Here is a 14,047-nt window from a genome sequence, read left to right on the forward strand (position 1 = left end):
AAGCGCTACCAATTTGGGGATAGTTGAAAAACCCAATAAATTGATGGATTAATTAAAGATCGTGCATTCATTCCATAGCAAAAAACACACCCGCACGGGGTGTGTCTTCACTCAGCCGGCAAGCCCGGCTTATTTTTTCATGTAGATGGAGCGCAGCTCCGTGGGAGAAACACCCGCATATTTCTTGAACTGTCTGTAAAAATAAGTGGAGTCCCAGTAGCCTACCTCGCCCGCGATTTCGGCCGTCTTTTTGTCCGAATATAACAGCAAATGAGTGGCTCGCTCAATTCGGTACTGGTTCACATAATCGGAAAAGGTGGTGCCGACCTCCTGTTGAAACAATTGGCCGAGGTAGTTCGGATGGAGCTCCAGCCGCTGACTGAGCGTCTTTAGTGAAAGCTCATCCTGGTAGTGATTCTTCACTACCTCCAGCACAGCCATGATATGCGGGCTGTACGTTTTCTCGGCGGTGTGATATGTATTTAGCGTACGATGAACGGTTTTTCTCACCAGCTGCTTCAGTTGGCTGAGCGTATGAATTCTGGACAGGGGGCCGAAGATTTCGCCGTAGTCAGGTGTTTTCTCCAATTCCTTGGCAGCCAGCATCAGCTGGATAGCAGAATTGAAGAACGGCGTTCTCGGGAAGCAGCGTTCCTTACCCTCAACCATGAAAAATTCGTCGATGAACCGGTCCACCTCTGTACTTTCCCCATCCCGCAGCAGCTTGTGGAACTGCTCCATCGCTGGCCCAGGCTTCTCCTGATGCGGATTGGCGTCTTCTTCGCTCTCCACTTGCATAATGAAGGTATCACCATCCATAAACAAATGATTCTGAAGCCACAGCTTTACAGACTTGCAGCTCTTCGGAAAACCCAGATAGGTCGACTCCGATTGGCCGATGATCCCCCATGCACGTGCATCTGTGTCCTCGGCGACCGCTTGCTTCATCCTGCTGAGTGCCCGAAGCTGCCATTCATCACGATCTTCCGTAAGGCCTGAAACGAACAGCACCATGATGTCTCCTTCCTGATCGGGAAAGCAGATTACCACGCAGCCATCCGGAAGGCCTTGATTTCCGAGCAGCTCGCACTTCTCAGCGATTCCCGCAAGGTGTATCTGCGGATCATTCCCTTCGTCATCACCTACAATCCGCAGAGCGGCTGCACAATAACTGGACTTGTTCATGGGAATCTCCAGCAGCTGCGCACGCTCCCTAAATTCTTTGGCGTCAATGGTCTCATTCGCCCACCGCTGCAAAATATTGTTGCGCAGAATTCTCCAGCTCTGATCCATCTGAATCTGGCGGATTTCCTCCTGCTCCCAGTCGCGCTGCATATGCTTGATGGTTGCTTCCAATTCGTCCATATTGACTGGCTTGAGCAGGTAGTTCTCTACCCCCAGCGAGATGCCTTCCCGCACATATTTGAATTCTTCGTAACCGCTCAAAATAATGAATTTGGTATACGGATTGCGCTCTTTGATCTCCCGGATCAGCTCAAGTCCGGTCATTTGCGGCATCATGATATCCGTAATAATCAGATCGACAGGTCCCTCGTCCATCATTGCTAGCGCTTCCAACCCATTGCAAGCCGTACCCGCAATCTGCATATTATTCTGATCCCAATCAATGATGGCTTGCATTCCTTTTACAATGAGCGGCTCATCATCGACCAACATTACACTTCTCATCCCGCTTCCTCCCTTGTGACTGGAATACTGATCGTCACCTCACATCCTTCGTCCTCCACACTGTTCAGGTGAAGACCATAATCACTGCCATAATTCAGACGTATGCGGTCGTGGACATTCTTAAGACCCAAAGATTGATCGGATGTCCCAGTAGTTTCATCGCCCGTGTGAAGCGCGTCTTGCAGTTCAAGCAACCTCTCCGCAGAGATCCCCTTTCCGTTATCCTTTACGCGAATACGGATCACACCATCTGCTTCTGCGGCGGTGATAATAATCCGGTTATCATCATCATTCGTACGAAAACCATGCACAATGTAATTTTCAATGATTGGCTGGATTAACAACTTGACGATCATGCTCCCCGCTGCTGCATTTTCAATATGAGTCTCCACTTCCAACTTGTCCTCATACCTGTACTGAACCAAAGCCAGGTACATGCCGCACAGCTCGATTTCCTCTGCCAAGGTTACATGCGTCTGCTTTTTGATCAAATGCCGGAACATCGTGGCAAGAATATAAATCATTTGTCCAACATCCCTGGCTCCCATGCTGATGGCTTTCATGCGGATGCTTTCCAACGTGTTGTACAGAAAATGGGGATTGATCTGGGCTTGCAAAGCCACGAGCTGCGCATTCTTTTGCTTGATCTCCGACACATATACCGTCTCTATGTAAGACTCCAGCCGATCACACATATGGTTAAATCTCTGCGAAATCTGCTGTAATTCATCTTCACCCTCCATCTCGATCCGTTTACTCAGATCACCCTCCTGCCAGCGCCGCATGTAAAGGACGAGCCTGTGAATTTTTTTGGAATATCGGCGGATGATGGTGAACGTTACCGCAAAACTAACAATGATGCACAGGATGACAATCCCGATAAGACTGAGACGAATCGCTTGAAGGCTCTGTTTAATGCGCGACTCCGGAATAATGGCAGCCACGACCATTCCTGTATTCCCGATATTCAGCAACTGCACCTTGGAGCGTTCCTCCAGATTCACCCAATCCTCCGGTAAATTCATCTGCCCCCAATAAGGGTAGACGGTGTTATCATACTTGCCCTGCGAATCAAAAATCACCTGACCCTCCCCGGTCATCAGCATGATCCTGTTGTCTTTGCCGTCGAGTCTGTCTCGCAGCAGCCCTTTGATCCGATCTGTATTCAGTTCAAACATAATTGCACCATACTGCTTCAATGTCACGGAGTCCTTGAGCACATTGGCATAGCTGTATGGGGTAGGGACATCATCCATTTTCCCTTCGAAAAGCGGTTCGCTGCCCATGTACTGCCACGGTGCACTTCGCAGCCGCTGGAACCAGTCCTTATGCCCTGCTGACAACTTGGGCTGATAGTAAAAGTGCTGGGTCTCCCGATTGAGAACATAGAAGAAATCCTGATCCGTGCTGTATAACACGACATTTGCAATCGAGGCTTCATCCTTTAGCAGCAGACGCAATTGATAATCAAAGTTCCCACGCTCCGTACGGTAGCTGTAAGCATATTGATTCAGGCGCCAATTGAGAAAATCCTCATATTCATGAGTCAGAAAATACTTCAAATCGTCGCCGATCATAGCGTCGGTATAAATCTGCTGCACGGCGTTATACAGTCGTTCGTACTGCTGATTCAGATTAATACTGACAATATCCAGTTCCTGCAGACTGGCATCCATCTGTTCCTGTACGACCCGCTGCTCATAGTAGCGGTAGGCCAGCACGGAGACACTGATGAACAACAGGACCATGACCATGGAATAAAACAACAGAATTTTGTTAAACATTTTTTTCTTCAGGTAATTTCTATACATGGTTCGTATCCTGGACATTCGTGCCTGAACACCTCCTTCAGACCCATTTCCAACTCAGTGTATCACCGTTTGGTTAAATTCGACAATCACCTGCTCCCAGGTACGTAATCCATATTTTGGTTTGTCAAAAGCGAATGGAAGCGCTATAATGGGCGCATTCCCCTATGAATATATGTAATACATACTCGCTTTGGATGCTCTCTAACTATGGATCACTCCCCGATAAAATGTACTGGGGGTTCTTAACGATGTTTCTTACTGAAAACAAACTTCAAGCACGTATCAATGAATTATCCGAGCTCCGTTACCGGGATCGTTTACCTTTACATGCTTTTCTTGCCTGCGAAGACCGCAGAGAAGAGATTAACCCTGCCCTACCGGGGGACGATAGCGATTGGAAGCCTATGCATACAGGAGAGAACTGGACCGGTCGAGATCTCTATTTGTGGCTTAGAACAAAAGCCGAGTTCCCTTCCTCTTGGGAGGATAAACGAATTGTCGGCCTATTTGATTTTGGCGATACCGGCGGTGGTAACAATTCTGGCTTTGAGTCGCTATTCTACTGGGATGGCAAGCCTTATCAAGGCGTGGATTCCAACCACAAGGAAGTGTTCTTCCCAGCCTCTGCGGCAGGCAGCACCAGCGAGTTGGTCTTCCGCTTATGGTCTGGTCTGGAAGGTGGCGGTCAGCCCCGCAATCAGACACATACGTTCAGACAAGCTGAACTGTGCTGGCTGGATGATGCTGTGGATGATCTTGTATTTACAGGGTCAGCGATTCTGGAAACGGTCCGAATTCTGGATGCCCATGCACCGGAACGTACGAAGCTGCTTCATGCGCTCCAGCAATCTTTCCGCCTCATTGACTGGTCGCAGCCTAAGTCCGATCTCTTCTATGCATCTGTCCATGACGCAAGGGATGACCTGAGTGCGCGACTGAGTACGATGGACAGAGCTTCTGATGTGACTGTCACCTGTATCGGCCATACTCATATTGACGTTGCCTGGTTGTGGCGGTTGAAGCATACACGTGAGAAATGCGCTCGTTCCTTCTCCACCGTAATGCGCCTGATGGAAATGTTCCCGGAGTATGTTTTCCTCCAAACACAGCCTCAGTTGTACGAATATGTGAAAGAGGACTACCCGGAACTGTACGAATCCATCAAGGAACGTGTCGCTGAAGGTCGCTGGGAAGCGGGCGGCGGCATGTGGCTGGAGGCAGACTGCAACCTGACCTCGGGCGAGTCTTTGGTTCGGCAGTTACTGATCGGCACTCGTTTTCTAAAAGAAGAGTTCGGGACAGAATGCCGATATCTATGGTTGCCAGATGTATTCGGCTACAGCTGGTCTCTGCCGCAAATTCTGAAAAAATCCGGCATTCATACGTTCATGACGACCAAAATCAGCTGGAACCAATACAACCGCATGCCATTCGATACATTTCACTGGCGCGGAATTGACGGCTCAGAAGTACTGACCCACTTCATTACCACACCCGAGCCGTGGTCGGAGCCGGGTTCATGGTTCTATACCTATAACGGAAAAATCATTCCGAAGACGGTCAAGGGTATCTGGGATGCCTACCGCGATAAGGAGATGAACCAGGATCTGCTTCTGTCGTACGGATACGGAGACGGCGGAGGCGGAGTTAACCGCGAAATGCTGGAGATGAGACGACGGCTGGATCAACTGCCCGGACTTCCCAAGGTCAAGACAGGACGCGCAGATGATTATTTTGAGAAGCTGCAGGAAACGGTGGAGAAGACCGATTCATACATCCATACATGGGATGGCGAGCTGTATCTGGAATATCACCGCGGAACGTATACCAGCCAGGCGTACAACAAACGGATGAACCGCAAGCTTGAGCTGGCTTACCGTGAAGCGGAATGGCTGAATGCATTGCAAAGTATTGTGCACAATGACTGGAATCTGTACCAAGCGAAGTCCTTGACCGAGGGATGGAAAATCATTTTGCGCAACCAGTTCCATGACATCATTCCCGGTTCCTCCATCACGGAGGTGTATGAGGACAGTAGAATTGAATATGCAGAAGCCGAGCAGATTGGCCGTAACGTGGACACGCAGGCTCGGACCGCTATCGCTGGCAGCGGAGAATCTCCTCATACGTACACCATCTGGAATGCTTCCCCATGGGTCGTTACAGAAATCGTGAGCATTCCTGCGGCATCAGGCGAATTGGAAACGGGAACCTGGCTGAGCGATTCCGGTGAGATTCTGAACGCTCAATACCAGGATGCACATTGGTCCGTCGAGGTGAAGGATATTCCTTCGCTGGGGTACACCACAATTCACTTCCAGAGCAATACGGTAAACGATATCCCTGAGCATTCGCCATTCATCCACACAGCCAATGGAATCGAGACGCCGTACTATCTGCTCGAGTGGAATGAGAATGGGCAGTTGACCCGCCTTTACGATAAAGAGTCACACCGTGAGGTGCTTGCCAAAGGCGCGAGAGGCAATGTGCTTCAGGTGTTCGAGGACAAACCACTTGCCCACGAGGCCTGGGATATTGATATCTTCTATCAGGAAGATATGCGAGAGATTACGAAATGCACCAGCATTGAAGTCATAGAGACTGGGCCGCTTCAGGCCGTGATCCGCTTCGCTTGGGCATACCTTGGCTCTACCATTACGCAGAACATGACTGTGTATACCGGGCATCGGCGGATCGATTATGACACTGAGGTGGATTGGCATCAACAACAGCAGCTGCTGAAGGTTGCCTTCCCTGTCGGTATCCGCTCCACCGAAGCCACCTATGACATTCAGTTCGGCAACGTTAAACGGCCAACGCATTGGAACACAAGCTGGGACTGGGCACGTTTCGAATCCGTTGGCCATCAATGGGCCGATCTGTCCGACAGAGGTTATGGCGTCAGCTTGCTGAATGATTCCAAATACGGTTATGACATCAAAGATAACGTCATGCGGTTAACCCTGATCAAGAGCGCGACGCATCCTGATCCACATGCCGATCAAGGACTGCACCGCTTCACCTATGCTCTTCTTCCGCACCAAGGGGATTGGCTGGTGGGTGGAACCGTGCAGCAGGCCTGGCTTCTGAATGCTCCACTTCGATATACACAAGGTCAATCAGAGCAGCCAAGTCGCTCCATGTTCACCTTGTCCGGCAGTACAGCCATGATCTCGGCGGTCAAGAAGGCCGAGGATTCCGATCGTGTCATCGTACGCGTTCATGATTATTCCGGCAGCATGAATACGCTGGAATTGACAAGTGATCTGCGGATTCACGCGTGGAGAGAATGCAATCTAATGGAATTGCCGGATGGTGGACTCCTGCATGATACGCCGGTAACTTTTACACTTGAGCCGTATGAGATCAAGACGTTTGAGATTGATCTGAGAGTATAATCGTATAACTGCAACAGCTCAACCAAAGAAACCAGCAAGTCCCCGATGATGGGCGACTTGCTGGTTTCTTCGTGCTGTCGTTATTATGGAGACTTTATGGATCGCCTTTAAAGCATTCTGAACTGGAAGCAAGTTCGATGTGCCATAATTGATTTATTTTGCCGTCTCCAATGAATAACGATTGCGTGGAATCTCAAGACCCAGATTACCCCGCAGTGTCTCATGCTCATACTCGGTACGGAACAGCCCGCGCTCTTGTAAAACAGGTACGACCAGATCCACGAAGTCCGCCAGTCCGTTCGGTACGACCGTACGGATATTGAAACCGTCCGCGGCTTCGCCTTCGAACCACTCCTGAATCTGATCGGCGATCTGATCCAGTGTACCGATAAAGGATGTGCGAGGCGTCGATGCAAGCAATGCGACTTGGCGGAGGGTCAACCCCTGTTCTCGTGCCTGCTGCTTGATCTTGTCCGTTGTACTGCGCGTTGTACTGCGGAAGCTGTTACCGTGGATAGAGGCGAAGCATATACTTCCGATGCAGCTTTCTCTCAGAAAGCTTTTAGCTTCGCTTTTCCAGGTTTTTTCTGTCCTCTCCGTTACGTGTAAATGAATAGTTCAACTTAAATAGATGCTTCTATTTTGACCGTAACGATTATTGTACTTGGACGGACATGAACACATCCACCTCATCTTCACTGTCCAAGACAAATCCAAAGCGTTCATACAAACGACGAGCCGGACTGCCCTGCAATACATTTAAAATAACACGTTTGCCCTTAACGTCATCCCGTTTCAGCAGTATGTCCAGCACTTGAGTCCCTATTTGCTGACCTTGATAATCGGGATGGATATAGAAATGTTCCAGTAGCATCTCCTCCAACTTGGGCTTCAGCGCTATACACCCCACCAATGCTCCCTCGACCTCGATAATCCACGTGTGAACAGGGTCGAATGTATTACGGAAACGTTCACGAACCTTCACTTCATCGTACCTTTTCAGCCTATGTAGATCATCATATAGAACCAAGGCTCGCAACTCTGCAAGACGCTCCTGATCTGCCTGCTCGGATTGACGCATGGTTATTTGGATCATTGAATGACCTCCTTTTTCGGATTAATTCACTCTAGATTCGACTACCTACGTTGCTTCGTCTTCATCCTCTTCTTCCATGCACTTCTGAATAAATTCAAATAACCCCGCAGCCTCAACTGACCGATGTCCCCAATCATGCCAAAAATATAGTACCTGTCCCACCGTCCCCGTTCCTGACGGATCGGTATCCAGACACAGATAATCCCCACCACCATTTTCAGCAATAGGTATCCATCTGGGGTTCCACAGCACGGGCTTAATGGCATCATCGTCAATCTCAAGTTCCATCTCGTCCGGTTCAAATTCCTCCTGCAAAAACGCCCAGTTCTCCTTCACCTGATCCAGAGGTGACAATGTCAGGTTACGAACAAATGGAGCTACGCCTATATTCCAGGCTTGTCCGTTATGCACACGATACAAAGCCTTCATCTCTTCAGGCAATGTCACACCAAGTTGATCTTCCACGGATTGAATATCTTCATCCGTCGCACCCGGCTGGAGCTTGAGCGTAACTCTACCATCTGCATTTGCTCCCGTCCCTTTTGCAATAATACGTTCCCACAGCAGTTCTGCTTGCTTGGTCATTCTCCATCCTCCTTCTTGTGCGCTTTATAGATTGTCTATATAAATTGAACTAAAGAATATTTACACTTGCCACTCCGATGACAGAACAACCTTCCGATCGCTGTTATCCCCAGATTTTTTTGAAATCCCTTATATAAAGGGGAAAATCCGGTGATAAAGGCGAACGCTCCGCTTCTTCAGGTTATTTCTGCCCTCTCCGTTATCGTGTATATGTTTATTTCAATTTATATAGTTTAATGATATAGAAAATCTAGACTTCGCGTTTATCCTCAGGAGTATAGATAATTCGCTGATAATCCATGTCCTTGGTATTCATATCGCCCAGGTACATCCGTTGATGTTCAGGCACCTGTTCATATTTCTCCTTCAGCTGAGCCCGGTTAAACTCACTAGGGTCTTCCAAATACATATGGTAGGCGTGGCGGCACTCTTCCACCGTCGTTTGTGCTCCACTCAGTTTCTTGTACATATCCAGCAGCTCCATATACTTGTCATCCACATTTTCCGCGTAGCTTTCCTCCGAGAATGTAACCTCTCCCAGATCCAATATCGTGATTATTATCGGGCGTTCAATGGTTGTAAAAAAGGTCCCGTCCCTGAACCAGACCGCCAGCTCATCAATTGAAACCTTCACGGGATTGGGCAAGTTATAGATGGCCACCTGACCATCCTCATACACAACCAGATGAACCAGGTAGTGCTGACCTTCATACCTCATGAAAATGGAGAATCCATCCCCTTGTATCGTTTTATAGAACAATTCGCTCACAACTGCAAAATCAATCGCTTTAGGCGAATGTGAAAATCTTCTTGTCTCCATCAGCTGCTGCTGACGTGGTGTGATTTCAGCTATATTTTGGAATTCCGGATTGAGCATTCTGATCTTACACTGTATATGTTCGTAGTAGTCATTGTCGTTATACGCCCAGTTCGCGTGTTCGACTAGGTAGGCACCCAACCCATGATGGAAAGCAACTCTCCATTCGGTATATGAGAGCCTAACCAGTAATCGTCAATCTTCCGCTTCAATCCCTTCAAATCAACCAGTTCCCAGCAATTAATCATCCCGTCTTCATAGATCTGCACCGGAATGAGAAAATGCTGGCCGCCATTATGTATGATGCCAGGGGTCGTTGTGCCCTCAATCTGTTTTGTTCTTCTAATCTTTTGCATCCGTGGCACCTCACTTTCTTCCCATCATGCATTCATACGATCATGTCTTCCAACTGTACGATATCAGAGATAGGAAATACAAGGGAGGGCATGACGATCTTGTTAATCCCATCATTTTCCTAAATCAAAAAGCACCGCCCAACGGATTAACTCCGTATAGACAGTGTCCATTGTATTGCCCTTTGAAATGAGACACGAGCCATATCATGCGAATCTCGGCGGGTATATATGAATGACGGGCCATTCCACCATTCATAGACACCTTGCGCAGGCCAATATAAGTATTGCACTACTGACATCCGCAGCCCAATCCAATGGCTTAGTAAACCACCCCAAAAGTGGCCCCCGGTAGCCGGAGATGTGAAGATGACACCAAGCGCATAACCTGCATGCTTCTCCGGTGTATTGTTTCTTATCAGTGTAATCGAGGTGAGATCAAAACCAGCCATAAGTCCCTGAAATATCGATGCCTGCACTCCAAGGAGCGATTCTTTTGTGTTCCATTAAATATAAAACATAACTATTTAGATTTTGAAAATACCCTAGGCCCTAGACCAGAGTGGAATCCTCACTTTATTACCCCACATTTTTCGGTTTATGTACTTCATCTCAAACTCTTACATTATTTCGTTATTAATTCTCTTGGCTTGTACAATCTCCTTGATAATCTTAGAACGATTCCAGACAACAAACTTGAAGACATGTCCACTGTCTAATGTAATAGTAATTCCATTCGGGATTAGTCCCCATGTCGCACTTTTCTCAATCTTAGTCATAGCCCAGATCTCGATTTGAACCCATTCCGTCTGAAAATTCAGAGCATGAGGAATAAAAACTAATCGTTCATTAGTTAGAAAAAGCTTTCCTCCTACTCCTTCAAAACCTCTTAACCAGTTTGCATGAATCCTTTCAAAAATGACGTGTTCATGAGGGCCCAATTCTTCCATTTCTATCAGTCTCCTTCTTCAGCCTATAGCCGATCCTTTTGCTTGAATCTCTATTATTATAGGTCGTTTTAACCGATATAGGAATATTTTGCACATGTTCAATTGTAAAAAAAGCACTGCCCAACGGAAATATTCCGTTATGGACAATGCTTCATACACGGTTGCTTTGAAAGTAAAGCACCCTCTCGATTACATGTTACATCTCTTTCAAAATACCTTTGACCAGTCCGATGAAGGTTGTTTTCACTTTTGCCGCGACTTCAATCACTTCATCATGACTTAAGGGCTGGTCCAGAATGCCGCAGGCCATATTGGTCAAACAGGAAATGCCCAGTACCTTCATGCCGCCATGAATGGCTACAATCGCTTCAGGTACCGTCGACATGCCCACAGCATCCGCGCCCATCGTCCGAATCATGCGAATCTCCGCTGGAGTCTCATACGCCGGACCGCTCCACCATGCATACACTCCTTGCTGCAAACTAACATTCTGCTCCTCTGCCACCTTCAAGGCAATGCTGCGCAGCTCGCGGTTATACACTTGTGATACATCCGGGAAGCGTACACCCAGCTCAGCGTTATTCGGCCCCATCAGCGGATTGTTGCCTACCAGATTGATATGATCCGTAATCAGCATAAGCTGTCCCGGTTCGAAGCTGGTATTGATCGCTCCACACGCATTAGTGATAATCAGCTGCTCCACACCCAGTGCTTTCATAAACCGAACCGGGAACGTTACTTCATCCAGCGTAAACCCTTCATAATAATGAAGGCGGCCTTTCATGGCAACGACGGTCTTGCCCATCAGTTCTCCGATAACCAATTCGTTGGCATGACCGATAGCTTCGGATTGAGCGAAATACGGAATGTCCGTGTATGGAATGACGGTAGCATTCTCGATTTCGTCCGCGAGTGCTCCCAGCCCTGATCCCAGAATCATGCCCACGACAGGTTTGGAGTTAATCCGGTTTAATATGTAATCTCTGGCTTCCTGAATATGTGCGGATTGATGCATGAATATATTCCCCCTGATAATCCGAGTTTGGATTTTAGTAGTTGCTATAAACCAAGTGTAATGAACAATAGACATGATGTAAACGGGAGCCGGATAAAGGAGGACTCTGGCTTTCCCCCATAAGCCGATTAAGCTTTTAGTCCGGACTGTAACACCTCGAAATATTCTCTCAAAATCTCATCAAAATCAGACTCGTCATACCGTTCCGCCTGACGCACGGCCCATTGATTAAATTGGTTTCGAATCATATGAAAAACTCCCTCTCCTTCAGACTTGGCCATCCTTTGTGTCATCCACGCTTCAACATTACACAAAAAACCGATCCTCTGTCGAGAATCGGTTTCATTCATTAAAATAGACAAGGTACTTCGCACCAAAATGTAATGGCAAGCTGGCTCACTGCTGCTCAAGCGAATGCTGATTTTTGCTTTTCATGAAATCCATCCCCATGCTCAGCAACAGCATCAGTGCAGCGAATATCATAGATTTTCCAATAGTTCTTTCAGGAAAGATCATATAGGCAACTGCAAAGTTGCCTGCAATAACAAACAGGTAACTGCGGACGCGATCCATTTTCTCATCTCATTTCGGAATCAAATTCAGGACTCACTGTAACCTACTGAACCTACTGCTCTACCTTATCATATTTTTCCATATTAATCCAGAGTTCAACTTACTGCTTTCCACCGATTCCCTCATAGACAGCCTCGCATAGTTCAGTTGTGAACCTGCCCGACATGCCCTCCAGAGCCGTATTTGTGAACGCGACAACGCTCAGTTCTTTTGCAGGATCAACAAACCACGAGGGACCATAGGTTCCGCCCATGCGCCATGTTCCGGGGGACTCTGATGTGTTGGCGGCGACCGGATCTTTCAGCAACGTGAACCCCAGGCCAAATCCTCGGCCCGGCCAATAAGGCATCGTAAGATCGCCAATCTGATTGGTCGTCATATCGGTGACCAGCGCTTTGGGAAGAAGCGAACCTCCACCTTGACGCAGCGTTTCAAGCAACACAAGGAAGTCTCCTGCACTTCCAATCATCCCCGCACCACCCGAGAGATAGGCCGAAGGATCAAGGTATCCGAGTATATCCGTTACAATCGAATATCTCCACAGGGGCCCGGGCTCACAAGATCATCAAGCTTTAATTTACCTCGGGATATCAGCACCATGGCAGCTGTGGATACAATCGGTTTAGTTACGGAAGCATATCTGAATAATGCATTTTGCTCCATGGATCTGTTTTTCTCCCGGTCAGCAAGGCCCGCAGCGCTGTTATAAACTAGCTCCCCTCTCCAGACAATCTGAACAACAGAACAATCCGCTTTGAGGGTCCAGCATACGAAGATGATGAATGAAGAGCATCGAAGGGAACATCCCAAAGATCATGGATAGCGCTCCTGTTGCTCGCTAGAATGATAAAATAATGCACAGGCTTTGATTCCACTCCTGGTAGCGGCGGTCTCGTTCAGATCCTGACGGGATGCAAAATCACTAGAGATTTGCTGCATAAATAAAAAAACAGGCATGTCATTTACACAAGGAGATAGCGATCCAACCTCCAAGGTAAAGACTTGCCTGTTTTATTTAATTTTTTCATTTTAATGTATAGCCCCCGAGATAGTTTTCCATCAGTTCATTAGAGAGCTGAATGGCTTCGGAACGATTCGTTGCGGGCATGGATAGCATAAGACCATCTTCGGAGCTCCAGCTTTTACTGTTCTGCTCTCCGTTCGAATCCTCCTCCGAAATGGCGATGGTGAGTTTGGTGAATGCACGATCTACGAATAGTGTTCCGTATACGAAGATATCCGTTTTCTCATCTTCAGAAATGATGTATTCCATCAATCCGTATCCTTTATGAAAACGAATTTCGAGCCTCTTTTGATCTTCAGGTACGGGTAAAGGTTCACCCTCAATATCAATGGTTCCTCTGAATATGTAATCACCCGAGGTCGTTAGATAACGCTTGCCATTCATGTTGATATGGACTTTTTGTTCTGGTTCCTTGTTGTCTTCTCCCAACCGATATTTTACAGCCTCTCCATCAAGATGAATCGTTCTGGGCAGAAATAGTAGAACCACACTGATCACAATCATCAATACCCAGATGGCAAGTATGATCGAAATGATTTTTTTCTTCATAGTCCATCTCCTCAACTCATCGTTCTACAGCTTTTGAAGATATACAGTCTCTTCCTGATCTTCATTTTCTCCCCTCCTTATCGAAGATGGTACATGAATTAATTACAGATTATAACATATAAACTACTTGCATAACGGTTTAAAGCATTCGACTGGATCTTCTTTCCGGCACTGAATCAAGTTTATG

The 14,047-nt window shown here is 47.4% G+C and carries 11 protein-coding genes and 2 pseudogenes; 1 reads left to right on the forward strand and 12 read right to left on the reverse strand.

The genetic code is table 11. The features are described 5' to 3' along the window. Window positions 1–129 precede the first annotated feature (129 nt). Window positions 130–1,689 (reverse strand): response regulator transcription factor, encoded by a 1,560-nt coding sequence (locus Q0V21_RS07295; RefSeq protein ID WP_301878211.1) that lies wholly within the window; start codon window positions 1,687–1,689, stop codon window positions 130–132. Further along, complete coding sequence (locus Q0V21_RS07300; protein WP_301878212.1) at window positions 1,686–3,518, reverse strand: cache domain-containing sensor histidine kinase; 1,833 nt, start codon at window positions 3,516–3,518, stop codon at window positions 1,686–1,688. Before Q0V21_RS07300 ends, Q0V21_RS07295 begins: the two co-directional genes overlap by 4 nt. Before the next feature lie 230 nt (window positions 3,519–3,748). On the opposite strand from Q0V21_RS07300, the gene Q0V21_RS07305 reads away from it, so the two are divergent. Beyond that, window positions 3,749–6,898: an alpha-mannosidase gene (locus Q0V21_RS07305; protein WP_079350578.1), complete on the forward strand. Its 3,150-nt coding sequence runs from the start codon at window positions 3,749–3,751 to the stop codon at window positions 6,896–6,898. A gap of 153 nt (window positions 6,899–7,051) precedes the next feature. Here the strand turns inward: Q0V21_RS07305 and Q0V21_RS07310 are convergent. The 10 genes and pseudogenes from Q0V21_RS07310 to Q0V21_RS07360 form a co-directional block, all read right to left on the reverse strand. Next, window positions 7,052–7,414: pseudogene (locus tag Q0V21_RS07310) on the reverse strand (LLM class flavin-dependent oxidoreductase); the annotation flags it as partial. A gap of 139 nt (window positions 7,415–7,553) precedes the next feature. Next, complete coding sequence (locus Q0V21_RS07315) at window positions 7,554–7,994, reverse strand: GNAT family N-acetyltransferase (protein WP_079350579.1); 441 nt, start codon at window positions 7,992–7,994, stop codon at window positions 7,554–7,556. A gap of 45 nt (window positions 7,995–8,039) precedes the next feature. Next, window positions 8,040–8,579: an SMI1/KNR4 family protein gene (locus Q0V21_RS07320; RefSeq protein ID WP_079350580.1), complete on the reverse strand. Its 540-nt coding sequence runs from the start codon at window positions 8,577–8,579 to the stop codon at window positions 8,040–8,042. 250 nt (window positions 8,580–8,829) lie between these two features. Then, window positions 8,830–9,752, reverse strand: a pseudogene (locus Q0V21_RS07325) (DUF7638 domain-containing protein). A gap of 617 nt (window positions 9,753–10,369) precedes the next feature. Continuing rightward, window positions 10,370–10,699, reverse strand: coding sequence for a GRAM domain-containing protein (locus Q0V21_RS07335; protein ID WP_079350581.1), 330 nt, complete (start codon window positions 10,697–10,699; stop codon window positions 10,370–10,372). 196 nt (window positions 10,700–10,895) lie between these two features. After that, a complete protein-coding gene (locus tag Q0V21_RS07340) occupies window positions 10,896–11,714 on the reverse strand; it encodes a purine-nucleoside phosphorylase (RefSeq protein WP_079350582.1) in 819 nt (272 codons plus the stop codon). Window positions 11,715–12,110: 396 nt separating this feature from the next. Continuing rightward, on the reverse strand, window positions 12,111–12,287 hold the full coding sequence (locus Q0V21_RS07345) for a hypothetical protein (RefSeq protein WP_179132922.1): 177 nt from the start codon (window positions 12,285–12,287) through the stop codon (window positions 12,111–12,113). Between the two features lie 100 nt (window positions 12,288–12,387). Next, window positions 12,388–12,756, reverse strand: coding sequence for a serine hydrolase (locus Q0V21_RS07350; protein WP_301878220.1), 369 nt, complete (start codon window positions 12,754–12,756; stop codon window positions 12,388–12,390). Window positions 12,757–12,809: 53 nt separating this feature from the next. Further along, window positions 12,810–13,097, reverse strand: a complete 288-nt coding sequence (locus Q0V21_RS07355) for a serine hydrolase (protein ID WP_301878222.1) — start codon at window positions 13,095–13,097, stop codon at window positions 12,810–12,812. A gap of 214 nt (window positions 13,098–13,311) precedes the next feature. Beyond that, on the reverse strand, window positions 13,312–13,860 hold the full coding sequence (locus Q0V21_RS07360; RefSeq protein WP_079350583.1) for a hypothetical protein: 549 nt from the start codon (window positions 13,858–13,860) through the stop codon (window positions 13,312–13,314). Window positions 13,861–14,047 lie beyond the last annotated feature (187 nt).

Origin of the sequence: Paenibacillus sp. 11B, assembly GCF_030487755.1 — a bacterium.
In the GTDB taxonomy this organism is placed as follows: Bacteria; Bacillota; Bacilli; order Paenibacillales; family Paenibacillaceae; genus Paenibacillus; species Paenibacillus vandeheii.

Bases quoted from the DNA above. Each gene is read 5' to 3' on its own strand.
- Q0V21_RS07295 (WP_301878211.1), bottom strand. From the start codon at position 1,689: ATGAGAAGTGTAATGTTGGTCGATGATGAGCCGCTCATTGTAAAAGGA.
- Q0V21_RS07300 (WP_301878212.1), bottom strand. From the start codon at position 3,518: ATGTCCAGGATACGAACCATGTATAGAAATTACCTGAAGAAAAAAATG.
- Q0V21_RS07305 (WP_079350578.1), top strand. From the start codon at position 3,749: ATGTTTCTTACTGAAAACAAACTTCAAGCACGTATCAATGAATTATCC.
- Q0V21_RS07315 (WP_079350579.1), bottom strand. From the start codon at position 7,994: ATGATCCAAATAACCATGCGTCAATCCGAGCAGGCAGATCAGGAGCGT.
- Q0V21_RS07320 (WP_079350580.1), bottom strand. From the start codon at position 8,579: ATGACCAAGCAAGCAGAACTGCTGTGGGAACGTATTATTGCAAAAGGG.
- Q0V21_RS07335 (WP_079350581.1), bottom strand. From the start codon at position 10,699: ATGGAAGAATTGGGCCCTCATGAACACGTCATTTTTGAAAGGATTCAT.
- Q0V21_RS07340 (WP_079350582.1), bottom strand. From the start codon at position 11,714: ATGCATCAATCCGCACATATTCAGGAAGCCAGAGATTACATATTAAAC.
- Q0V21_RS07345 (WP_179132922.1), bottom strand. From the start codon at position 12,287: ATGGATCGCGTCCGCAGTTACCTGTTTGTTATTGCAGGCAACTTTGCA.
- Q0V21_RS07350 (WP_301878220.1), bottom strand. From the start codon at position 12,756: ATGATTGGAAGTGCAGGAGACTTCCTTGTGTTGCTTGAAACGCTGCGT.
- Q0V21_RS07360 (WP_079350583.1), bottom strand. From the start codon at position 13,860: ATGAAGAAAAAAATCATTTCGATCATACTTGCCATCTGGGTATTGATG.